The sequence below is a fragment of the Pantoea sp. CFCC18177 genome (genome assembly GCF_059412425.1).
Genome location: NZ_JBNBPL010000012.1, coordinates 58,080 through 77,438, shown reverse-complemented (window position 1 = coordinate 77,438; position 19,359 = coordinate 58,080). Strand labels below are relative to the sequence as shown.

The following is a 19,359-nucleotide window of genomic DNA, read 5'->3' as shown; positions in this document are numbered from 1 at the left end:
ACCACAGCAGCTATGCTCAAATCGTCTCTTACTTCCCTGTGATGAGGCCATGCTCTTATTGGAAATCTTTGGCACAGGATTGTGCCCAGCCCGGTTGCCACCACTCCCGGGCTTTTTGTTTTCTAGCTTTTGCGTCTCTTCTCGGTCACTTTTTTCAGGAACATCCACTGAATGCTGTAGGCGATTTGTCCAGGTCCAAGCACCCATGCAGACGAAGAATGCCCGTCAGTACCCATGACCACGAACTTCATCCCTACCAGGTTAAGCAGATCGACGACCTTCCTGTCCCAGGTTTCCGCAATACCGGTATCGCCCGGCACCACATCCACTTTGACGCGTGTCCCGGGCGGGCATGTTATTCGTGTGCACGTCCCATGGATTTCGGCCATGGTCTTGTCCCAGCTGTCGCCGTAGTAGGTGTCACTGTCATTCACGTCCATAGCTGCGGTCACCAGCGTCAGTGCCAGCAAGGATACAACTGTTAATGTCTTCATGCCCACCGGCCCCGAGAAAATGCAGAGATTACAGGCTGGCACTTTCAGGGTTCAGTTTTCCGCACAAATGCCACACTTAAAATATTCATGGCTGGTCGAACACATAGTTAACCCGTATGACCCGTAACAAAATATTACTGTAATATATCCCTGCCACAATTCAGTGGCTGTCAGACACAGCACGCGTTCATACGAGAATTTCGATGGTTCCCCCATCAGGCCCGCTTTGTGCGGGCCTTCTTTTATGTGTAGGGATAGTTATCGGAGACTTGCGGTGTGAAATAAATCAGCCGATATTACCAATACGATTGATTCTTAAGCCGATTGGCCACGGCCACTCCTGCTTCTCCAGACTGAGCCAGATTGCGACTGCTTTCCCGACCAGGTTATGTTCAGGTACAAATCCCCAGTAGCGACTGTCATAACTGTTGTCACGATTATCCCCCATCACAAAATATTGACCGTCGGGGACCACCCACTCACCTTCAGGCATCCCTCTCTGGCGGAAGAATTTACCCTTACCAACTCTTCTGGCCGGGTCCTGCTGAATTTTGTGGGCAATACTACCCAGCATTTCATATCGCTGTGTGAGTTGGCGACCGTAATAAGATGAATCCGTTGGGTCGGCGGGTTTAAGTGTTGTGTAGCTGATTTGCACGTGAGAAACATCACTCTCCAGACCTGTTGGTGAGGAGAGAATGGAGAGAGAATGCTTTTCTGTGTCATAAACAACATGATCACCGGGCAACCCTATGACGCGTTTGACCAAAAGTTCTGACTCACGCAGTGGAAAGCGAAAAAAAACGACATCTCCTCGCTGGGGATGGTTACCCTGCAACAGTTTGTTTTGATTAAAAGGGTTTTTCAAACCATAAGCGTGCTTATCAGCGATAACAAAATCGCCTGTCAGCAACGTTGGCATCATCGACTCTGACGAGATACGAAACGGCTCCCATCCAAAACAAGGCATCAGTAAAATTAGGATTAGCAGCGGACAAATAGATGCTCCGGTTTTGACCCACCTGTATATCCAAGTAATAATGCGTTTTTCCGCCCCATGATGTCCTTTACTACTGGATATGGAGAACAGGTTCCTCTCTCTGAACCACGTGACTATTCGGCAAACTCCTGTAATTAATACGGCTGCTGCCAATACCCACGCGAAATTATTCATCCATCGGTTCCTGTTTAAGTGCCATCAGACAATACTGTTTCAAAATTAATTTATGCGCCTTTGAGCGATGCATTCACCGCTGATTCAAGTTCATCAAACCGCACATCACCTTGCAGGATATGGTCCCCTATCAATGTGGCCGGGGTATCAGTGATACTGAGTTTTTTCATCAAGGCCAGGTTCAGCGCAAGCGTATGCGTAACATCCGGGCTGAAACGATAAACACTGGCACCTGCTGACCGGATCGCACTTCGGATGCTGTAATCATCCAGCATCCCCTGATAGCTCATCAGGTGATGGTGAAATGCCTCAAATTTTTCAGGCTGGTGGTCCCACAGGGTCAGTGCCATCCGTGAGGGATTGAGTGGCTGAAAAAAACCGGGGGTGAACTTATAGGTAACGGCCAACTGAGGATGCAACGCCAGCAAACGATGCAGTTTTTCATCCAGCGCTTTGCAGTCTTTGCAGCTGTAATCCGTGAAGCAGACCAGTGTCAGCGCAGGTTGTCGGGCCCCTATTCGTGGTGAATGAGGATCATCAGTCAGATTACTTCTTATCAAAGCTTCAATCTTCGGTTCCCTTTCGGGTGTAAATGCCACCAGTTCAGAAACAGGCACGCGCAGGAAGTGCCTGGAAACATCTCCATCAGTATGGGCTGACGCCGGGTCAGTCCCGAGTAACATCATTGAGGCAATAAGGGTCTTCAGCATAAGAACTCCCGAAAGTTTTCATCGGCCTGCCTCGCAACAAATGACTGCATCTGGCCGGAATGAGAAGCGAGGCGTTAATTTGACTTAAGTTTTTCGATGAAGTTTCGTAGCGGAACTTATATGCGGCGGTCATAGCCGAGTCTTTTATGGACGGCTGTGCCTTCAGTGATACCGATGACGGCAGCGCGGCCCAGTATCCGGCGAATAGTATGCTCATTGTGAATGACGGCAGGACCGAGTACCGGGCGGGGAGGCATATTGACGGTACCAAACTCAAACCACGGTGCCCTTTTGTCTTTTGAGCCGACCACTGCTTGAAAACCACTGACCTCATGTTCCCATGTCTCCCGGAATTCACCGGAGCGCAGGAGCGGTGCTTCCAGGGGGAAACCTTTTCTCGCTTTATCCGCTTCGGTACTCTCAGCCAGCGGAGCCCAGTCCTGAAAAGGGCCCACCGCAGGCTGATAAAAACCGATTTCATCTTTCGCCGTCTGGACAATAGATTCTGCGACGTCTTCGAGTCCGTCAGCCAGTCGCTTGTGCAGCGCGACTTCCAGCGCGGCAAACTGCAGAGCCGCCCCGAGAAAACCCTCTAACTCTTTCACGTCTGTTTCTCCCAGCCCCATGTTTGCCAGTTAAACTGTGCACCTTCCAGCTCCGAAAACACGATCGCCATCGCGTGCCGTTCGTGCGCCGCCATGTCTGTCACATCAAACACTATTGAGAACGGAACCCCGTTCTTCACCAGCCAGCAGCGGCTGCGAAAATCAGGGTTCAGGGCAAGTTTTTTGTGGCGGCCCTGAAGCCGTCATTGCCCGTCACATTGTCTCCGGTCGGGAAAAAACGGGTGGCCAGTGCGTCCATACCTTCGCGCCCCAGAATGCTGATCATGGCATCCACCTGCGCCTGAGTCTGAGGGATGGCGTACTCATCGCCATCGATGTCCGAGACCCTTGCTGCCGGAATAGCATAGACATTCACATAAACCGGGTTCATAGCGGCCTGTGCACCAATGGCCAGAATCAGCCGCGACTCCTGTAACGGGTCCAGTTCACGGTAGCTGATGACCCGGCCCCGGGCGTCAGTCACCTGACTGGATACTGCGGGCGATGCCGTCTCTGGCATCGGTTCTTCATGGACAGTGACTTTCACTCAGTGGCCTCAGTTAACTTTCTTACGACGACTGGCGGTAAAGGTCAGCGTCTGGTTGACGGTTTTCTCACCCTGCTTGTTGCCAGCATCGGTGAGGTGAAAAGACACGCCTTCATAGCGGTACACGCTGACTGTGCCGTTCGCTTCGGTGATGGTTTCGGTAATGGTGCCGCGGGGCTGATCGATACCGTTGAAGTAGTTGTCCTCCCACCTCGCCCAGAAGTCATCGAGCGTGGCATCCATGCGTTCCGCGGTGATGGTACCGTGCCAGCCGACAGGGATTTGCAGCTCGTCTGTGATGCCGTTCAGCGGCGTAATCTTCTGGGTTGAGACCTGCGGCTTTGAGTCAAAACTCATAATTTTGGGAATGCGAAGTTTGCCCGTGTGCGTAATGATATCGACTGCGATATCACGGCCCACGGTATAGCCAAGGGTTGGCATGGTTTATCTCCGGGATATTAGCGCAACGAACTTAACGAGGTGAGTCGTTGGAGACGGAGATGGATACGCTGCCGCCTCCTTCAAGATTCACGAGGAAATAACGCACCACGTTCAGGTATTTGACCTGCACATCGGCGGTCATGTAGCCCAGCGCAACGCGGGAGTCCGGGTTATTGGTGGCATCGAGGCGCACGGCAAAAGCGGGTCCGCCGTTCGGGTCACCAATCATTTTCAGCGTCTCCAGATTCGACAGAAAGGACTCCAGCGTGCTCTTGGTTTCACGGCGTAAATCCACAGTCTGATTGTCACCCACCACGCCACCAAAACTGGCCGCAATCGTCAGAGACAAAAAGTTGGTCATACGGGTGTAGGTGTCATCATTCTGGGTCGGGTTTGATGAGGTGTTGCGCCCTGAGCGCATGCCAAAATAATGACCGCCCGGACAGGGGTTAGTGATGACATCAAGTCGGGCAGAGTTAATCGCCCCGATTTCAGGTACCGAATACGGTCGCCCGTCCAGCTGGCGCTGAGTCGCAATGATGCCAGGGATGCGCTTGTTCAGTGTGGAGATATGCGGTGATCGGGCCGCAATATTCGCCGCCTCAAAGGTGGCTGGCGCAATTATGCGGTTAATACCGTTGGCAGTGTCTTTCCATGACGGCCAGTCACCCACAATCAGTTTTAAATGCCAGTTGTCCACACCTGAACTGTTGAGGGCTTCGGACAGCGCCTGACATCCCGTCGAGACAGCACCCTGCGCGATCGCATATGCCCCTTCTGACGCCGCAAACGCAGCCATCGCTGGCCAGCAGTTTTTATCCGTCACATCGATGAGGTTGATGACCTGAGAGTTGGTACCGCGGAGGGCATACATACCCTTACGTGGGGTATCAATACCGTCCTGACCGAGGATGGTTGTGTCATTAATCCCTGTTGCACCATCGGTACCGCCACTCAGGGTGACTTCAGTAGCCGGTGACGGTGTCGTTGCCTCCGACTCGGTGACTTTTGCCCTGACAAGCTGGCTGGGACCGCGAATATTGAGCTGGCCCTGGTTCACCGCATCAGCCATGGCTTTCCAGAACGCGTCACCCTCACCCCGGATGTTATCGAAGACTTCGGCACTCACACCCGGCAGGCTGATAGTGAGCTTTCTGGAGCCGACTGCGGTACCGTTACCGATGCCTGCACTAATCTGATTACCGCGGGAACCGCTGTACAGTGCGGTTAGCAACAATGAGTTCTTGAGCCCATTCTCAAAGAGCTTACCGTTGGCTGCAGTATCGCGCCCGTTAGTAACGCGGACACACTTCAGGTTCGTAGCACCGAGCTGTAGCGAAATCGCGACTGCGGTTGAGAGGTCGTATTGACGGTTTTTCGGTGAACCAAGAAAGAAAGCCATATCAGTATCGGAACAGACAGAAAACGCACTGTTTACCGGCCCCCAGCTCGCTACACCCACCAGGCCCAGACCATCAGTGGCTATTCCATTGATAAACCGCGTGCGGGATGGCACAACCTGCACATACAAATCCGGTGCCGTCAGTGCAGACGTGTTGAGGCTGCCGGAGGGATAAATCGGCATGAAAATTACTCCGTAATAAATCAGTAGTGCAGGCCGCTGGTGACAGCTGATGTGTGAAGGTCAGGCATCAGGGCCTGAAGCGGTTGCGGTTGCCATTGAGATTAACGGCGATGTCTGTTACCTCAGGCGCACTGATGGTCTGGGTAGAAGCGAAATTAACACTGAAAATAAGGTCACGACGGTACACGTGCCAGTTCTCAGCAGCATCAGAATCAAACTGGCGGGCATAGAACATCTGAGCGGGCACACCATCACCGAGGTCAATGTGACAATGCTCTGAAAGAGCCGCATCAATCGCTGTGCCGATCGTGTTTCTCAGTTGAGGCGTGGGTGCCCAGACAGTTATCTGAAAGTCCTTTATCTGACGGCGGAGCTCCCGAACAGCCGTGCCCGCGGTCGATGCGTAAACATGGATGTGTTCAGCTTTAAGGACCCACAGACCACTGCCCAGAGTGAATGAATATGGAATGGTTTCAGAGAGTTTGCGAAGTGCCCTTTCGGCTTGATCTCCTGTCTGAAACTTAAACTTAAACACCTTATTATCAACGTTTATTTTTACGAGTGTTAATGCCGAAGCCACTCCCTTCACGCCAATGATGTTGCCATTTACGGTGAACTGCAGCGTTGGAGTACCCTTTGCATGAAGCCTGAATGGCCTGCCCAGCGCACAGTGAATCCTGCGTTCAGCAGGCAGAGGCCGCACCGAGACGTGCGCACCGCCAGACTCAATGTCTGACTGTAAGGTTAGTGAGGCAGGCCAGCCTGGATAAATTTTGACAGGGGCATTAACAATCCCGGGCAAAAGAGAACCGCCGGGGTAAAGCACATCCGCTATCCGTTTTGCCAGGTATTGTGCGACGTCATCAACACTTGCCATTTTACGCAGTCAGCCGCATCGCTGTGAGTCGCCATCCCATATCAGTCAGTTCGGTGCCGGTGACCACATAGCGGTGTCCACCATCATCGGTCATAAAATCCCCGGTATGGATATGCAGATTACCGAAGGCTGGCATGAGAATGCCGTACCAGGCGCTGCGGGTTTCTCCGGGTAATTTTAACGGGCTGTGCTCACCACTACGGTTAAGCAGAATGCTCGCAGGCCAGTCGGACATGACTATTGTTTCCCTGGCAGCAGTCGTACCGCCGTAATCCTGCAACCCTTCACTCGCCCTGCCCGCAGCGGTGCGCTTCAACGTTATCTGCCGCTCTGCTTTCACACACAATATGGGCTGTAACAGCGGCATGGCAGCCACATAAAACGTGCCTTCTTCTGAGACCAGGATGTCGCCGACCTCAAATCCCGTTGCATCAAAAATACCAATGCGGGCGACCTGACCAAAACGCGCAGCGCGCATGTAGCCGTAGTCAGTCGTGAAGGATGCTGAAAGTAACTGTAGCGGCTCCGTTTTAAGCGGACTAAAGGGAGTCACTGCCCGGTAATGACGGGCGATGCTACCAAGGCGTTTTGCTGCCTTGCCATTGCCCATGCTTACCCTGGCTGAAAGCTGTAACGCATCCATATCAGCTCCTGACCAGTCGCGCAGTGCCATTACCCAGAGACGGCCCCGGAGTGATACCCAGCAGGCCACACAACTGCCGTCGCCACTGGTTGTATAACCGCGTGCGATCTGCCACCTCTGAGCGGTTGCGCTGCCAGACGGCAGCCTTATCCGTATCGAGATTGTCGGCCGCGCGGGCAATGCCGCTCTCAAGTCCTGCCAGTGTGATGAGGTAATTTGTCACAATCGCCTCCTCCTCATCCCGCAGTGTATTCAGTCGATGCGCCAACGTCTGATAGCGTCCGGATGTGACCTGTGCGTACGCCACATCTGAGCGATCGTCCGGAGAGGTATCACCCAGCATCGAATAACCCATGTACCGGCGTGCATCAGCCTGCTGTTGTGGAGTCAGCATGAGATACCTCGTTATTTGAATTGCCACCTGAAATGGCAGCGAAGGGCTAACCTAAGAGCAGAGCGGTGTGTTCTGGTTTGATGTTCTGACAGCCCCATGCCGCGGCTATTTCGTAGCGAACGCGACGGTACTGTTTGTACATCGAGACTTCGAACGACATATTGGTGCGCGGGTCGGTGATCATGATGCGGTCATCGGCCATATCGCCTTCTTCCGGCAGTGCCGGGGCGCGGGTCGCCAGGATAATAGCAGAACGGCTGAAGGCAAAGTTTGCTGTGAACTTACCGACGACTTTCAGCTCGGCACCTTTCAGAATCTCTTCACGTACACCGGGCGCAAAAATATGCACCCCTTTTTCTGAGTCCACCTTAGCAATGACATATTTATGATTGCCGGCGACAAGAACATCCCCCGGGGAAGCCTGCTGGGATGTGATTGCTATGGGGATGAATATGGAACCAACAGCAATTTTTTCATCCCCGGCCAGTTTAAAGGCTGCCCCTGCCTGGCCATTCAGTGAAGCCACCCCCGCCGATTCGCGCAGAGTAAAGCCATGCAGTTCGAGCAGTGTGCCCTGCGCACGCAGCGATGTGGTGCCCGCTTCGTTGGCTTTGGTCAGTTGCGCCATGGTGCGCAGCGCAGCACCTGCGGTCGTATCAATGACACATTGCAGGTCACTGAGCGGTGCACCGTTATCGGTGAGAATTTTACGCACCTGTGCCGTATCGGTAAGCGTGTCTTTGAACGGCGTTTTACCCGCCTCACCCGCTGCACGTGAGGCGCGGCGGAAGAGCTGCCCCAGGTCAACTTCGATTTCGTTGACCAAGGTACGCATCGCCTGGGTCACCTGGTCACGGCGAATGCCGTGATAACCAGGCCCTGACTTAATGCCCTTCTGCTGTTCGCCTTCCCAGCGGAACGGCACCATACGGGATTTCGTGATGGTCAGCGGCACGTTATCGATAACCTGGTCACCGTCATCCGGCGGCAGTTGTCCGGGCTTCACATCTTCACCCTTTGCGGCAGGCGTCAGCGGAATGCGGATCGGCTGGTTCAGTGCCGCACGTTCAGCCGAGGGGTCCAGCGTAATTGACGGAATAAACCCGCAGAGTTCGCGGGATACAATATCGAGCGACTGATACAGGTCGGGAATAAGTTGGGTCAGGGTATTAGACATTCAGCGTGTCCTGTTAATCAGTAATCTGCACACCCGCGCACGCCTTTTCACTCTGCTCCTGAGGGCTGAGTGATTCGAACTGTTCACGGGTCAGCGTATTCGTGTTGGTGTTGCCATTACCCCCTCCGGAGCCGCCGCCTGATGCACCGGTGCCTTTGAGGATCTGGTCTTTATAGGGGTAGTGCTCAACGAGAATGCCCAGCGCTTCGTCAAAACCGGCCGCTTCGCCGGGTTTAATTGCACTGAAGATTTTGTTGCCATCGCGGTCAAACGCCGTGACGGTGTCACCTACCACCTAGAAGTTACTGCCAAAGCGGGCTTCTACCAGGTCAGCCGGAATACTCATCTTTTCGGCGATGAATTTTGAGCGGGCAAAACTGCCGCCAATTTTCTCAGCGGTTAGTTTCTGGCTCAGGTCATCACGTTCTTTGACGATCGGCGCATACTTCTCTTCCAGCGCGCGGACAGCTTCGGTCCGCACCTTTTCGACTTCGCCAGCATCCACCAGCGTTTTGTCTGCCAGGTTTTTCACGGTCTCCAGTGCCGCAAGAGCGGCAGCCGGGTCAGCAATACCTTCGAACGTCTTAAGCGTTGTCTCTGCTGTTTCGGCACGTTCGCGGTGTGACTTCGCCTCACCGTTCAGTCTGGTAATGGTCTGCAGCGTGCCGGGGGCATCAAAGACAACTTCTTTGCCGTCATCCTGCACGTACATAGGCTTGCCATCGTTCACGACAACATTGCCGTTCTCATCGAGTTTCAGTTTCATTCAGGTCATCCAACCGGGTAAGAGCCATCCGGCTCGTGGCGCCGTGCTGCATCCGCAGCGGTCGGCAATAAAAAAGGCCCATGCAGAAGCACAGGCCTGAAGAGAGTTACACCCGGTCTGATACCGGCTTTTCTGTCATGGGTGGCGGCATGGCGCGGATACGCAGCTGTTCATCCGTCCAGCGGAGTTCGCTGTTGATCAAACCTCGGCGCTGAATCTCGTTGAACAGCGTCTCGTCTGACAGCGCACGTGCCTTGTGCATGCCCACCAGGAAGTCTGCTGATGCTTCGGCGAGTGTGGTGGCACCAAAGTCACTGAAGATGGTGACATGGCCACCGTCTGTTTCACCGATCCACTCCGCCAGATACTGCAGCGCCAGCCGGGCCGCATCAGTCAGGTCGCATACCATGCGCTGCAGGGCGCTGGTGCCCGCCTCGTTATCCGCCAGCGTCTGCACCACAGTACGATGACCGGGCTTGACCACCAGCAGCTCCGCCCCTATCTGGCGCATCTTCTCCTCAAGGTCGAGGATGTCAGTGCGCCCGGCTTCAATGGCTTTACCGGTATGTTCGACATAGCGCAGGTCGGCATCCTCCTCTTCGGACATGATTGCGGAAGCCGCGCCAACCGATATAGGCGCATCACCCAGCTTTTTGCCAAACAGGACCGGTACCCTAGCCACGTGCAGAATCGTCTGCTGGTCACTGCGCGACTGCCAGTGCTCGACATTCAGCCAGGCCAGTTCCGCCAGCGGCGGCCTGCCGTTCATAAAGCCCCGTTTGTCGCCGTAAACCGGGACAAAGGTGATTTTCTTCAGGCTGGTGGTGCCTTGCTCATGCAGCTGCCACTCCAGCGCACCGTTAGTGGCGTTGGGTTTCTCACGATAGATACGCCAGCGTCCCGGATTCAACACCCTGACCTGCTGAATGTCTTTCACGACGAATTCATTCTCCGGGTCACGCTCGCTCACCGTCTCGACAAAGCGCAGCATGGTGAACGTCTCATGGCCGTTTACGCGTTCTGACTCGTAATCCAGAAGACTGTTGGCGGTCACCTTCACAAAGTAAGGCCTCAGGCCGCGCTGGCGCTCTTCGGCCAGGGAAAGCGGCTTATCCGCGGGCGGATGCTCCACCAGAATTCCGCAGAGACCATAAGCCATGGCCTCTTCACAGATGTCAGCCAAAAAGGAGTGCAGATTGGTACCCTGCAGGTCTATATCCGTGAACATCTCACGTATGCGGGCAGGCACAACCTTCTCATCCCAGGTCACCGGGCAGGAGAACGGTTTGCCGCTCAGCACCTCAACCGTGCGTGAGAAAGCCGGGAAAAGCGTGGCCGTATTCAGGCGGTTCTGATAAAACGCATCCTCTTCGTTGGGCCACCGAGGCAGATACGTTTTCCCTGCCTTACGCATGGCAGCCGTACCGCCCAGCAGTGCGGTAATCATTGGCCAGCATCCGGCCATCGACTCAATTACGGGCGATCGCTTTCGGACATCGTTGCTCATGGTGTTATTAAGCTATGCAGAGAAGGGACGGACTGTCGTGCCTTTCGGCTGGAACAGTTCGGTAATGGCCCAGACCAGCGCATCGAGGCGGTCGGGGGATTTTTTGGCTGTGGCAGGCACGTATTCCAGCAGCTGGTTCTCGAGCTGGTAGAGATTACCGCGGTGCGCCACCCGCCCCTGTTCGTACAGCGCAGAGATAGGCTCGGCACGGGCAAATTTACCCTTACTGGCATGAACACGAATGATGCGCCCGCGAAAACCCGCATTGCGCAGTGTATCCTCCGCCATATCACCGCCCTGATTGGTTTCGATGACGATGGCTTCAGCACGGTGCTCTTCATAAGCCCTGATGGCCCGCTTCGCCCAGCCGTTGGGCGAGTATTTACCGGAGTAGTCCGCGTCAGCTGAGAACAGCCGGTCGTTACCGCGCCCGTAACTGCTCGCCACAACAATCCCCGTTTCGTCACTCTCTTCACTATTGGTGGCCTGCGGGTCGATGGCCACAACGGTACGCGATGGCTGAAGAGTAATCTCCAGCGTTCGGGCACCAGTGACCATCGCTTCGGTCCAGAGCGCGCCTTCGGTATTGAACCGCCGTGGACGCTGCATGTACTGCGCTTCAGCGGTGCGCCGGTGAGAAAACAGCGAAACCCGGTGCGACTCATTGTGCTTGTACGGCCACAGCCAGCCATCAGGCAGACCATGCTCAACCGGTATCGCGTGTGAGTTTTCAGGGTACTGCGCTGAATAGCTCTGGCTGTTATCAATCAGCACAGGCAGGTTCAGGTGGTGCCAGTTCTCACCACTGCCACCCCGCAGCAGATAGCCACTCAGGTCGTGGTAATGAATGCGCTGCATGATGACGACAATGGGCGTGGTCTCAATGGCCAGACGGGAGCGGATGGTTTCGTTGAAGCGGGTGTTGACCCCGTCGCGGATAATTTCACTGTAGGCATCATCAGGTTTCACCGGATCATCCAGAACCAGACAGCCCTGCCACCCCGGCTCCATGTGCCCGGCACGAAAGCCGGTAACCTGACCCGCAGCTGACGAGGCATACACCCCGCCGCCGTATTCGGTCCACCACATCGCTTTACTGTCCGCATCGTCGCGCAGCGCCATCGGCCACATGGCCTGATAGGCAGACGATTTAATGATGCTGCGCGTGGTCGACGAGTTCAGTAACGCCAGGTTGTGGGAATACGACAGATGCATGAAGCGGGCGCGGCGGTTCAGCGCCAGACCGCGGCACATCATGTTGATGGTGGCAAGCTCGGTCTTGGTGTAGCCCGGTGGCACATTGATGATGAGTCGCTGTATGTTGCCATCAATCACCCGGTCCAGCGTCTGCTGTATAACCTGATGGTGTGGCGCGACTATCATCCTGCTGCAGGTGCGCTGCTTGAAGAAATAACGGGCGAAGTACATCCCGTCTTCTTCACACTCTATGCGCCTTGCAGCAGTCTTGTAGTCAGCAGTCGTCATCCTCTAGCATTTCCCGGCGGGCCTGCCGGTATTCCTCGCGGGAGAGCAGCTTAACTTCAACAGGACCGCCATCCTTACCCGTCAGCGCATGTGTGGCCTGTTCGCGGAATGCCTGCACTGCGATGTGTTTGCCCAACAACTCCAGATTCTTCACTTTGTCCGGCCACTTAATCTTTTTGAGGATGTTTTCTGTTGTGGTTTCGTCGAAGTTGGTGATGGTCGTCAGCACGTCCAGACCGCTCAGTGTCGTACGCCAGACCTTAGGCCACTCGTGGACCATCTTAAGGCCACCATCATCTTTGAGGATGTCGAGCACGTCCATCTCATCGATCTGCACCAGCCGCTGCAGAACGTAATCTGCATTTATCTCTACCCTTTCGTTGCGAGCTGTTTTAAGTTCATTAATGCGCTTCGCAATATCAGGTTTTGACAGGTTTTCAGAACCCATGCGGTTTGCGGTCTTCTGACTGTAACCTGCCCTGATGGCAGCCTGTGAGGCGTTTAAATCGATCAGGTACTCTCGACAGAACATTTCCTGTTTGTCGGTGAGTAGCATGTAATTACCTAAGCAAAGTTATGGAAAACTTATGAGCTGGATAACCGATAATCACGCAGTATCAATTGGTTTTGGAGTTTTGTCCGCTGGATTCTGGCTGGGCTCTGTATTTGTAAAATCAAATATCAAGCCTCACACCGTCGTAATCACAATGGGTGATGCAAAGGATGACATTGACTTGCATAATCTGATCCTGTCTATGCAAATGCAGGCCAGATATAACGGTTACGCAGCTACTTGTGCAGCTATTGCTATTCTTAGCCAAATTGGAGGAGCGTAATTACTTTCGGCATAGGTTTTATCATGCGGGTGGACACAGTTAAGTCGTTTGCGAGTAAAGATTGGGGGCATTAATTTTCATGAAAATTCGAACCACCTGTTAAGAGAAATCATTAATAATTTAATAGTTAGTAGCAAAGCCCTAACCATCTGCTAAAACTAATAAAGAGGAAATAGACATGTCAGATAATCTAGTGCATTCCCTAAAGAAATTGCTCGTAATCTTCCCCAACGCCTGCATCAAAGCTGGGAGTTACAATGATGATATTGCTTTGAAAGTTAGCATTTTAGATAGAGAAAAAATTGAAATATACACTCTCAGCAGAAGAATCATCGGAACGTATGATAAAACCACAGGAACCATAAAACGCTCTTTCACAAGGCAAGAGTTTAGTGGTGATAAGAACTTACCAATCCCTCCTGACTATATCAAAATAGCTGATATTCTTTATCTATTTAAGCCTATTAAACGCCAGATTAAAGTAATGGGAAGGGAAAACCAACCGAGACAGCACCCTGAATAATGGGTCTAAACCTTAAACTTTCTCACCATAATTATTACTGATTTATTGCTTTGAAGCAGTTGTTTATTTGATAGCCTTCGATAAGCTTATTTATATAAACGCTCTATGTAACTAGTACGTCACTCACAGTATGGTTACACTATTGTGAAAATCTTGTGTTTTGTAGGCGCTTCCCTCACTAGATGGCGATATCCAATATGAGCTGTAATTGGTTTCGCCAGTAGTCCACATGGGCATCCAATTCAGGCTTATCCCATCTCCATCGGGCCATTTCTCGTGCTCCTTTACTTGCTTTTGATTTACGATCATCACGAATGCGACATGATTGCTCAAACCTCTGCTGCTCGGACAATTCACCACGGAGTAGGCTGTCGATGTGCAGATCACACCAGACGGCGAAGCTTGCATCGCACCAACGAGCAAATGCCACAGATAACTTAGGATGCAACCAAGTGCCGCCGCCCCTGTCCTTTCGAGCCTTGCTCGTTCTTACATAACTGGATTGTGAGGGATGTAGAATTTTAGATTCGTTACCGGTGAGTGCTTGATCTAGCGCACGGACATATTCAAGCGTTTCAACCAATCGCATCCAGTTATCGACTCGCTTACCGAATCGTTCAGCCACACCAGTGACATTGACCCAGCCATCAGTATTGAAGCAAACAGCTTCGCCTTTGTATTCCAGTGGAATTACGTTCATGAGTTATACCTTTTAGAAAGTGAGCCTGTTCGCACAGAAAAGCCGCCCGAGAGAGGTCGCCGCCTTTAACGGCTTTTCTCAGGCTCACTTTATGAAAGGCTCTCGTTATACGCGCATGCGATTGCGCAGATTGAAACTATGTCGTAAAAAAGCCGCACCTGATAAGGCGCGGCCATAAATGTTAAATGTCTTCTGGATTGTGTAATTGCCATCGAGCAAGATCGTAACGGCTAAAACTCTGGCTACTCTCTATCAGCATCAAGAACACTGGCATCCACTTCTACCCGCTCACCCAGAGACCAGCCTTTCTTGCCCAGTATGCGATCCGGCGTCACGTCAGGTACGTTGAAGTAGTATGAGTGCCCATCATCACCAGATTGACTGTTGTCCTGGTGAATATCGTTAGGGCTAAGCCCCATTTCCAACAGTTCTTCCTGAGTGAGGTCCAGATGCTTGGCTATTTTTGAAAGATTCATGCTTTGTCTCCTTCAACATGGTTTTGGCTGTTCAGGTTCTACTACTCGTCCTTATAGGGGTCTTTCTTATGATCTTTGCTGTCATCGCGCGTACGGGGAATCTCACCGTGTTCATTGGGATTGTCTTTTGCCGGGTGATCGTCTTCTTCGTAAGCGTTGCCCGCATTAGGTGCCGCCTCAGGTAATCCCTTGTGGACATCCCCTTCTTTCTTGCGTTGCTCATTAGAATTATGGTCTTTCATAAATAACCTCACTGTTAATGTTATTTAAATGTAGGCCATATTTCAGACTAGGGACTCAAAGTTAAGTAAATACCAATCAAAGCATTTAAAGAAAACCCTGAAATTAACGCCAGGAAAAACAAATCGCCTTAGCATGCAAAGCAGTAACAAAAGGCATGAATTAACGGTTCGCTTACCCCTGGTAATACCTGTTATTGCTTGAGCGACTCTCTATTCAATGAGATAGTTTTCATGCAGTTATCTGTCTGTGATAAATACTGTCAAATTGAAAATATAGGGAGTGACAATGTCAGCTGAGAGCAGAATTAAGGAACTTGAGGAAACCGTGTTGCGCCTCAAGGTCGAGACCGATGTACTGCGTGAACTCATGATCAAACAGGTGGCCCTGAACAACATCACTTTTAAAGGGAAGTACGATGAAGTCCTGATTCAGATGGCTAAGGAGTACGAAGAGCGCGGTCTCGATACCGGCCGTAACCGCGCACTTCACGAAGCGATACGACAATATATTCGTTTTGATTCACCCTCGATTGATGGCAGTCAGCCAGCATAAGCGACCGGGTACCCGCTACGGATAACTAACAGAGCCGCCAAAGGCGGCTCGTCTGACAGATAGTGGTACTCTACTCACCGCACCCATCATCCTCGTTATCAACTTAACGTTAATCAGCACCCGGACGCGGCTTAACTTTATCTGGTTCAGTATCTGGACGTTCAGACATATCTTCCTCCAGCACCCTCAATGGGTGATAAAAGTTTAGTCATCATGAATGACATCTTTTCATCCCTATTGAAAAATGTGAGGAAGGCTTCGGGTAGAAATTATTCCCTTCGACGCGCTTGGCTTACAACATCAGTGTGATGTACTGAGTAACGGCTTATATAAGCTACCTGATATCAGATGATTCATTTAAAACTAAAAACGCTTTAATGTTGCCTGAATACTGACGTCACTGGTTGCTTTGCTTACTGTCCTCTGAATGCCTGGTATTTTCAATTTCCCGTATAGCCGCTTTATCTCTGTTGCAATTTTGAAGTTCGGTAAGCAGTTTTTCATTCAGTTCGAGACTGTCACCCCAAGAAAACTGTTCTGGTATATCGGGGACCGGACAATCCGCCAACAGCGCTGCCGGAATGGGGACTGGAGATGTATCAATGTACCGCGTTTCGGTGCGCACGCAGCTGCTGAGCTGCGTCAGGAGGCACAGGCTGAGCGGCACAGTCATTGCCCTTAAAAAGCCTCCTGATAACCACCACCCTGCGATCGCTTTCTTCCCGCTGTAACTGATTATCATGCAGAGTTGCTCTCGCCAGGTCATTCATGAGAAGGGTCGTTTTAATGAAGTTCCGGGCAATCGCTTCAGCAGACTTTTTTTCTGACAGCAGTTGCTGGTTAGAGTGGATAAGATGCGTAACGGAGACATGCTGTACGGTGACGGTAATGCCCAGCGCAGCAATGATGGCCACCAGCATAAGAGCCAGCAACAGCGTGAGGTTAAAACGGCTAGTTACCAAGTCCATCTTTCACTCCGGACAGCCAGAATTCGATCTCTCTGCGGTTAATCAGCCCCGTGCGCTTTTTGCCGGCTGCGAATACCCATCGATGCAGTTCTTCCCGTGCTCCTAAGTCATCCCCCGCGTTAAGCTTCTTCAGCAGGGTCGATGAGGCAAAGGCGGTGAGCCCGATGTTATAGGCAAAGCTGTAAAGCGCAGCCCGCTCATACTCACGAAGCGGAACCTGCACCAGACTGTCCACCCCCTGCTGAACGACGTTCAAATCTGTATTCAGCAGGCGGTCACAATCGGCATCGGTGTAGGTTTTTCCTTTCACGATATCTGGACCGGTATGCCCGTCACACACGGTCAGAACGCCTGCCACATCCTGATAAGGGGTATAGCGGCGCCCTTCCAGCCCATCCTTCCCCCCCAGTAATGTTGCGGCAATCATGAATGCACCCGCGCCAGCAATGGCCAGAAGGCGCTTACGCAGGGATGATGTAATGGCCATGATTCAGTGGCTGACGTCCTTACAGGTGCAATGGCTGGCTTTGATCTCTGCGAGGGTCGCCTTACGCCGGTAATACCAGTTGATGATGCAGGTCAGCATGGCGATGCCGATGCCTGCAAGCACCCCCAGGGCGCTCCACTCTTCCGGACTCAGTAAGGTGAGAATGCTGTGGACGATCGCGCCCGCAGATGCGCTGTAAGCGACACCTGTAGTCAGTTTGCTCATAAAGGTCTGCCGGAGAAGGATGTGAAACTGGAAAGAAGTCATAGCCTGACGTGGGATAGCATGGCCAGGAAATAAAAAAGCCCCGACGGTGAAGTCGGGGCTTAAGCGTTTGTTGAAGGGTAATAACCCATTATTAGAGCCATTCTACCCCAAAAAGTGGAAAAGTAAATAGCGAGCGATAACATCGCCAGCTTGTGTATCGCGCACTATTTAGTAATAACTGAAAGGTGCTTCTCCGCCCAGGCCTCTTCCCTGTAAAGCTCCGAAATCAGAAACGCCAGCAGCTGCTTCACGCTTTTGTTCCAGGTATCCAGTGAAATCGTATCGGTGACCTGGCACACCGCCCGGAACACCACCGCGGAAGCAATCCGCTCAAATCCGCGTCCGGCACAGCGCTGGCAGTGCTGATAAACAGGTACACCCTGTATCTGGGTTTTCAGGCGATGGACGGACTGGCCACGACCTTTGCAGTCTTTGCAGGCGGCGCGCATCACTCCCTTGCCTCCGCACTTGCTGCAGCGCTTACTCTTTTTCCAGCCCGTGTTGTTACAGGCATGACATGGCAACTCTGTATCCGGGCTGCGCGCATAATCGAGGAACGCGTAGTTTGCGAGGATCCTGACAACAGCCAGGCGTTCTGAATCCATCAGCTTTCTCAGGGCCGGGTAGAAAACGGACCGGTTTAAACCGATGGCGGTGAGCAGGGTCACGGCGCGCTGTTTGTCCTGATGACTGAGGTTCATTTTGCCGCAGAAGGCCGAGTAGCCGAGAGGTGTGCGCCTGAGCGCCATTCCCAGTGCGGCCATGATGTCCGTACCTGAAATGTCATCAGGTGAGGATGGAGACGAAATAACAGAGGGTGTGGCTGAACGGGGACAATGATACTTAACAACACTTTCAAGTTTCATACGGATTACTCTGTGCCGGTTTAACCAGCCGGCACTATGAGTAAATCTCAATTCATTTTTCTGAATGTGCGCATTCACGTTTTGAAGAGTGAAAAATGAATTTCTGCACAAACTTCTCCTTAGGTAATTCGTCCCTGCTCTTCCGGGTCACGCGGCACCACAGTGCAATCAGCGCTTCCCCGGTGTGGTGGCGAGGGCTGGCCCCTTTTTTCCATCCAATCAGGGTGGAGGCGACGACGTCCAGTTCTTCAGCAATATCCTGCAACGAGTAGCCTGATCGGCTCATGTCTGACAGGATACGGAACCAGTCTATTTTAGAGATGTTGATAATTGGCACGCTGCTTCCCCTGAACTTCAAAGTCTGAGTAATTCTTTCAGATTTCTGACACCGAGTTTGTTGGCGCAGTTCTTGCGATGCTGGTAGAGCGTCTTGGTGGAAATACCCATCCAGGATGAATGGCAGACGGCGTCGACACCATTCAGAAAACCATCGATGACGGCCAGTTCACGCATCGACATTTTGCATTTTTCTGAAACAGAACATTCCCGATTCATGTAGTATTCTACCAGGAACGAGAGGTAACTCACTGGCATCGAAACATCCAGAACATATTCCAGCTCGCAAACACGCTTTAGCAGGCCTTTTTTCCGTTTACAAAGCAGCTCATGATTGTCTGCAAAGATCAGAACATTGCCATCAGTCTTTCTAATCAACGTTAAAAACGTACTGAACCACGTCGGAAAGAAATCTTCTGTTCCCAGGCAAAGAATGGCAAGAGTGAACGCACCCGAATGCTTATCAGAAATCTTTATCCAGAAGTCATGATCATTATCTGAGTAAAAAGGGATAAGATTTCTTTTGATGCACTCGGTTTCAATCAAATGAAAGAGGCCACAATGCAATATGTTATCTGCGCCTATAACCACAACATATTTTTTACTACACAACATAATATGGATTCCATCAACAAATTCATAATGTAAAGTGAAGTGAGCCATCCCTGGCTAAATTCATTACTACTAACTTTCGACCGAG

The 19,359-nt window shown here is 52.0% G+C and carries 27 protein-coding genes and 1 pseudogene; 3 read left to right on the top strand and 25 right to left on the bottom strand.

Features of this window, described 5'->3' with window-relative positions:
- Positions 1-122: 122 nt before the first annotated feature.
- The 15 genes and pseudogenes from ACPUC8_RS14230 to ACPUC8_RS14160 form a co-directional block, all read right to left on the bottom strand.
- Entirely contained in the window at positions 123-494 is a 372-nt protein-coding gene (locus ACPUC8_RS14230; RefSeq protein ID WP_494926599.1) for a hypothetical protein, read from the bottom strand.
- Positions 495-780: 286 nt separating this feature from the next.
- The gene (gene lepB, locus ACPUC8_RS14225) at positions 781-1,668 is read right to left on the bottom strand and encodes a signal peptidase I (RefSeq protein WP_494926598.1); all 888 of its coding nucleotides are present in this window, start codon (positions 1,666-1,668) and stop codon (positions 781-783) included.
- 50 nt (positions 1,669-1,718) lie between these two features.
- On the bottom strand, positions 1,719-2,378 hold the full coding sequence (locus ACPUC8_RS14220) for a DsbA family protein (RefSeq protein WP_494926597.1): 660 nt from the start codon (positions 2,376-2,378) through the stop codon (positions 1,719-1,721).
- Positions 2,379-2,494: 116 nt separating this feature from the next.
- Positions 2,495-2,983 (bottom strand): phage virion morphogenesis protein, encoded by a 489-nt coding sequence (locus ACPUC8_RS14215; protein WP_494926596.1) that lies wholly within the window; start codon positions 2,981-2,983, stop codon positions 2,495-2,497.
- A gap of 169 nt (positions 2,984-3,152) precedes the next feature.
- Positions 3,153-3,467 carry a hypothetical protein gene (locus ACPUC8_RS14210; RefSeq protein ID WP_494926595.1) on the bottom strand — a complete coding sequence of 105 codons (315 nt, stop codon included), beginning with the start codon at positions 3,465-3,467 and terminating at the stop codon, positions 3,153-3,155.
- A 72-nt stretch (positions 3,468-3,539) separates the two neighbouring features.
- Complete coding sequence (locus tag ACPUC8_RS14205; RefSeq protein ID WP_494926594.1) at positions 3,540-3,971, bottom strand: hypothetical protein; 432 nt, start codon at positions 3,969-3,971, stop codon at positions 3,540-3,542.
- A 31-nt stretch (positions 3,972-4,002) separates the two neighbouring features.
- Positions 4,003-5,556: a phage tail protein gene (locus tag ACPUC8_RS14200; RefSeq protein WP_494926593.1), complete on the bottom strand. Its 1,554-nt coding sequence runs from the start codon at positions 5,554-5,556 to the stop codon at positions 4,003-4,005.
- A gap of 67 nt (positions 5,557-5,623) precedes the next feature.
- Positions 5,624-6,433: a hypothetical protein gene (locus ACPUC8_RS14195; RefSeq protein ID WP_494926592.1), complete on the bottom strand. Its 810-nt coding sequence runs from the start codon at positions 6,431-6,433 to the stop codon at positions 5,624-5,626.
- Between the two features lies 1 nt (position 6,434).
- A complete protein-coding gene (locus ACPUC8_RS14190; protein ID WP_494926591.1) occupies positions 6,435-7,076 on the bottom strand; it encodes a hypothetical protein in 642 nt (213 codons plus the stop codon).
- Between the two features lies 1 nt (position 7,077).
- Entirely contained in the window at positions 7,078-7,470 is a 393-nt protein-coding gene (locus ACPUC8_RS14185) for a hypothetical protein (protein WP_494926590.1), read from the bottom strand.
- Between the two features lie 46 nt (positions 7,471-7,516).
- A complete protein-coding gene (locus ACPUC8_RS14180) occupies positions 7,517-8,647 on the bottom strand; it encodes a P22 coat - protein 5 family protein (RefSeq protein ID WP_494926589.1) in 1,131 nt (376 codons plus the stop codon).
- 13 nt (positions 8,648-8,660) lie between these two features.
- Positions 8,661-9,359: pseudogene (locus ACPUC8_RS14175) on the bottom strand (DUF6651 domain-containing protein).
- 160 nt (positions 9,360-9,519) lie between these two features.
- The gene (locus tag ACPUC8_RS14170; RefSeq protein ID WP_494926588.1) at positions 9,520-10,860 is read right to left on the bottom strand and encodes a DUF4055 domain-containing protein; all 1,341 of its coding nucleotides are present in this window, start codon (positions 10,858-10,860) and stop codon (positions 9,520-9,522) included.
- Positions 10,861-10,932: 72 nt separating this feature from the next.
- Positions 10,933-12,405, bottom strand: coding sequence for a phage terminase large subunit family protein (locus tag ACPUC8_RS14165; protein WP_494926587.1), 1,473 nt, complete (start codon positions 12,403-12,405; stop codon positions 10,933-10,935).
- Positions 12,392-12,961, bottom strand: coding sequence for a terminase small subunit (locus tag ACPUC8_RS14160; protein WP_494926586.1), 570 nt, complete (start codon positions 12,959-12,961; stop codon positions 12,392-12,394). The genes ACPUC8_RS14165 and ACPUC8_RS14160 overlap by 14 nt, the downstream gene beginning before the upstream one ends.
- A gap of 31 nt (positions 12,962-12,992) precedes the next feature.
- Between ACPUC8_RS14160 and ACPUC8_RS14155 the strand changes: the two genes are divergently transcribed.
- Both ACPUC8_RS14155 and ACPUC8_RS14150 read left to right on the top strand, forming a co-directional pair.
- Positions 12,993-13,241 carry a hypothetical protein gene (locus tag ACPUC8_RS14155; protein ID WP_494926585.1) on the top strand — a complete coding sequence of 83 codons (249 nt, stop codon included), beginning with the start codon at positions 12,993-12,995 and terminating at the stop codon, positions 13,239-13,241.
- 178 nt (positions 13,242-13,419) lie between these two features.
- On the top strand, positions 13,420-13,764 hold the full coding sequence (locus ACPUC8_RS14150; protein ID WP_494926584.1) for a hypothetical protein: 345 nt from the start codon (positions 13,420-13,422) through the stop codon (positions 13,762-13,764).
- A gap of 178 nt (positions 13,765-13,942) precedes the next feature.
- Here the strand turns inward: ACPUC8_RS14150 and ACPUC8_RS14145 are convergent, their stop codons facing one another.
- The 3 genes from ACPUC8_RS14145 to ACPUC8_RS14135 all read right to left on the bottom strand — a co-directional run bounded on the left by ACPUC8_RS14145 (position 13,943) and on the right by ACPUC8_RS14135 (position 15,182).
- Positions 13,943-14,464: a KilA-N domain-containing protein gene (locus ACPUC8_RS14145; protein ID WP_494926583.1), complete on the bottom strand. Its 522-nt coding sequence runs from the start codon at positions 14,462-14,464 to the stop codon at positions 13,943-13,945.
- Between the two features lie 242 nt (positions 14,465-14,706).
- Positions 14,707-14,940, bottom strand: coding sequence for a hypothetical protein (locus ACPUC8_RS14140; protein WP_494926582.1), 234 nt, complete (start codon positions 14,938-14,940; stop codon positions 14,707-14,709).
- 41 nt (positions 14,941-14,981) lie between these two features.
- Positions 14,982-15,182 carry a hypothetical protein gene (locus ACPUC8_RS14135; RefSeq protein WP_494926581.1) on the bottom strand — a complete coding sequence of 67 codons (201 nt, stop codon included), beginning with the start codon at positions 15,180-15,182 and terminating at the stop codon, positions 14,982-14,984.
- Positions 15,183-15,468: 286 nt separating this feature from the next.
- On the opposite strand from ACPUC8_RS14135, the gene ACPUC8_RS14130 reads away from it, so the two are divergent.
- Entirely contained in the window at positions 15,469-15,735 is a 267-nt protein-coding gene (locus ACPUC8_RS14130; RefSeq protein WP_283227923.1) for a hypothetical protein, read from the top strand.
- Positions 15,736-16,132: 397 nt separating this feature from the next.
- Here ACPUC8_RS14130 and lysC read toward each other — a convergent pair whose 3' ends face one another.
- From lysC to ACPUC8_RS14095, 7 genes are all read right to left on the bottom strand, one after another.
- Positions 16,133-16,408 (bottom strand): Rz1-like lysis system protein LysC, encoded by a 276-nt coding sequence (gene lysC, locus ACPUC8_RS14125; RefSeq protein ID WP_494926650.1) that lies wholly within the window; start codon positions 16,406-16,408, stop codon positions 16,133-16,135.
- The gene (locus ACPUC8_RS14120; RefSeq protein ID WP_494926654.1) at positions 16,335-16,703 is read right to left on the bottom strand and encodes a hypothetical protein; all 369 of its coding nucleotides are present in this window, start codon (positions 16,701-16,703) and stop codon (positions 16,335-16,337) included. The genes lysC and ACPUC8_RS14120 overlap by 74 nt, the downstream gene beginning before the upstream one ends.
- Positions 16,687-17,190, bottom strand: coding sequence for a lysozyme (locus ACPUC8_RS14115; RefSeq protein ID WP_494926580.1), 504 nt, complete (start codon positions 17,188-17,190; stop codon positions 16,687-16,689). Before ACPUC8_RS14115 ends, ACPUC8_RS14120 begins: the two co-directional genes overlap by 17 nt.
- 3 nt (positions 17,191-17,193) lie before the next feature.
- Positions 17,194-17,415, bottom strand: coding sequence for a class II holin family protein (locus ACPUC8_RS14110; protein WP_494926579.1), 222 nt, complete (start codon positions 17,413-17,415; stop codon positions 17,194-17,196).
- Between the two features lie 206 nt (positions 17,416-17,621).
- Positions 17,622-18,323 (bottom strand): antitermination protein Q, encoded by a 702-nt coding sequence (locus tag ACPUC8_RS14105; protein WP_494926578.1) that lies wholly within the window; start codon positions 18,321-18,323, stop codon positions 17,622-17,624.
- A gap of 52 nt (positions 18,324-18,375) precedes the next feature.
- Entirely contained in the window at positions 18,376-18,660 is a 285-nt protein-coding gene (locus ACPUC8_RS14100; protein ID WP_494926577.1) for a hypothetical protein, read from the bottom strand.
- A gap of 17 nt (positions 18,661-18,677) precedes the next feature.
- Positions 18,678-19,322, bottom strand: coding sequence for a LuxR C-terminal-related transcriptional regulator (locus ACPUC8_RS14095; RefSeq protein WP_494926576.1), 645 nt, complete (start codon positions 19,320-19,322; stop codon positions 18,678-18,680).
- Positions 19,323-19,359 lie beyond the last annotated feature (37 nt).

Coding starts and splice junctions, on each gene's coding strand:
- ACPUC8_RS14150 (WP_494926584.1), top strand. CDS start 13,420: ATGTCAGATAATCTAGTGCATTCCCTAAAGAAATTGCTCGTAATCTTC.
- ACPUC8_RS14145 (WP_494926583.1), bottom strand. CDS start 14,464: ATGAACGTAATTCCACTGGAATACAAAGGCGAAGCTGTTTGCTTCAAT.
- ACPUC8_RS14130 (WP_283227923.1), top strand. CDS start 15,469: ATGTCAGCTGAGAGCAGAATTAAGGAACTTGAGGAAACCGTGTTGCGC.
- lepB (WP_494926598.1), bottom strand. CDS start 1,668: ATGAATAATTTCGCGTGGGTATTGGCAGCAGCCGTATTAATTACAGGA.
- ACPUC8_RS14165 (WP_494926587.1), bottom strand. CDS start 12,405: ATGACGACTGCTGACTACAAGACTGCTGCAAGGCGCATAGAGTGTGAA.
- ACPUC8_RS14170 (WP_494926588.1), bottom strand. CDS start 10,860: ATGATTACCGCACTGCTGGGCGGTACGGCTGCCATGCGTAAGGCAGGG.
- ACPUC8_RS14115 (WP_494926580.1), bottom strand. CDS start 17,190: ATGGCCATTACATCATCCCTGCGTAAGCGCCTTCTGGCCATTGCTGGC.
- ACPUC8_RS14140 (WP_494926582.1), bottom strand. CDS start 14,940: ATGAATCTTTCAAAAATAGCCAAGCATCTGGACCTCACTCAGGAAGAA.
- lysC (WP_494926650.1), bottom strand. CDS start 16,408: ATGACTGTGCCGCTCAGCCTGTGCCTCCTGACGCAGCTCAGCAGCTGC.
- ACPUC8_RS14160 (WP_494926586.1), bottom strand. CDS start 12,961: ATGCTACTCACCGACAAACAGGAAATGTTCTGTCGAGAGTACCTGATC.
- ACPUC8_RS14110 (WP_494926579.1), bottom strand. CDS start 17,415: ATGAGCAAACTGACTACAGGTGTCGCTTACAGCGCATCTGCGGGCGCG.
- ACPUC8_RS14205 (WP_494926594.1), bottom strand. CDS start 3,971: ATGCCAACCCTTGGCTATACCGTGGGCCGTGATATCGCAGTCGATATC.
- ACPUC8_RS14105 (WP_494926578.1), bottom strand. CDS start 18,323: ATGAAACTTGAAAGTGTTGTTAAGTATCATTGTCCCCGTTCAGCCACA.
- ACPUC8_RS14155 (WP_494926585.1), top strand. CDS start 12,993: ATGAGCTGGATAACCGATAATCACGCAGTATCAATTGGTTTTGGAGTT.
- ACPUC8_RS14135 (WP_494926581.1), bottom strand. CDS start 15,182: ATGAAAGACCATAATTCTAATGAGCAACGCAAGAAAGAAGGGGATGTC.
- ACPUC8_RS14200 (WP_494926593.1), bottom strand. CDS start 5,556: ATGCCGATTTATCCCTCCGGCAGCCTCAACACGTCTGCACTGACGGCA.
- ACPUC8_RS14120 (WP_494926654.1), bottom strand. CDS start 16,703: ATGGACTTGGTAACTAGCCGTTTTAACCTCACGCTGTTGCTGGCTCTT.
- ACPUC8_RS14185 (WP_494926590.1), bottom strand. CDS start 7,470: ATGCTGACTCCACAACAGCAGGCTGATGCACGCCGGTACATGGGTTAT.
- ACPUC8_RS14220 (WP_494926597.1), bottom strand. CDS start 2,378: ATGCTGAAGACCCTTATTGCCTCAATGATGTTACTCGGGACTGACCCG.
- ACPUC8_RS14195 (WP_494926592.1), bottom strand. CDS start 6,433: ATGGCAAGTGTTGATGACGTCGCACAATACCTGGCAAAACGGATAGCG.
- ACPUC8_RS14095 (WP_494926576.1), bottom strand. CDS start 19,322: ATGGCTCACTTCACTTTACATTATGAATTTGTTGATGGAATCCATATT.
- ACPUC8_RS14230 (WP_494926599.1), bottom strand. CDS start 494: ATGAAGACATTAACAGTTGTATCCTTGCTGGCACTGACGCTGGTGACC.
- ACPUC8_RS14190 (WP_494926591.1), bottom strand. CDS start 7,076: ATGGATGCGTTACAGCTTTCAGCCAGGGTAAGCATGGGCAATGGCAAG.
- ACPUC8_RS14180 (WP_494926589.1), bottom strand. CDS start 8,647: ATGTCTAATACCCTGACCCAACTTATTCCCGACCTGTATCAGTCGCTC.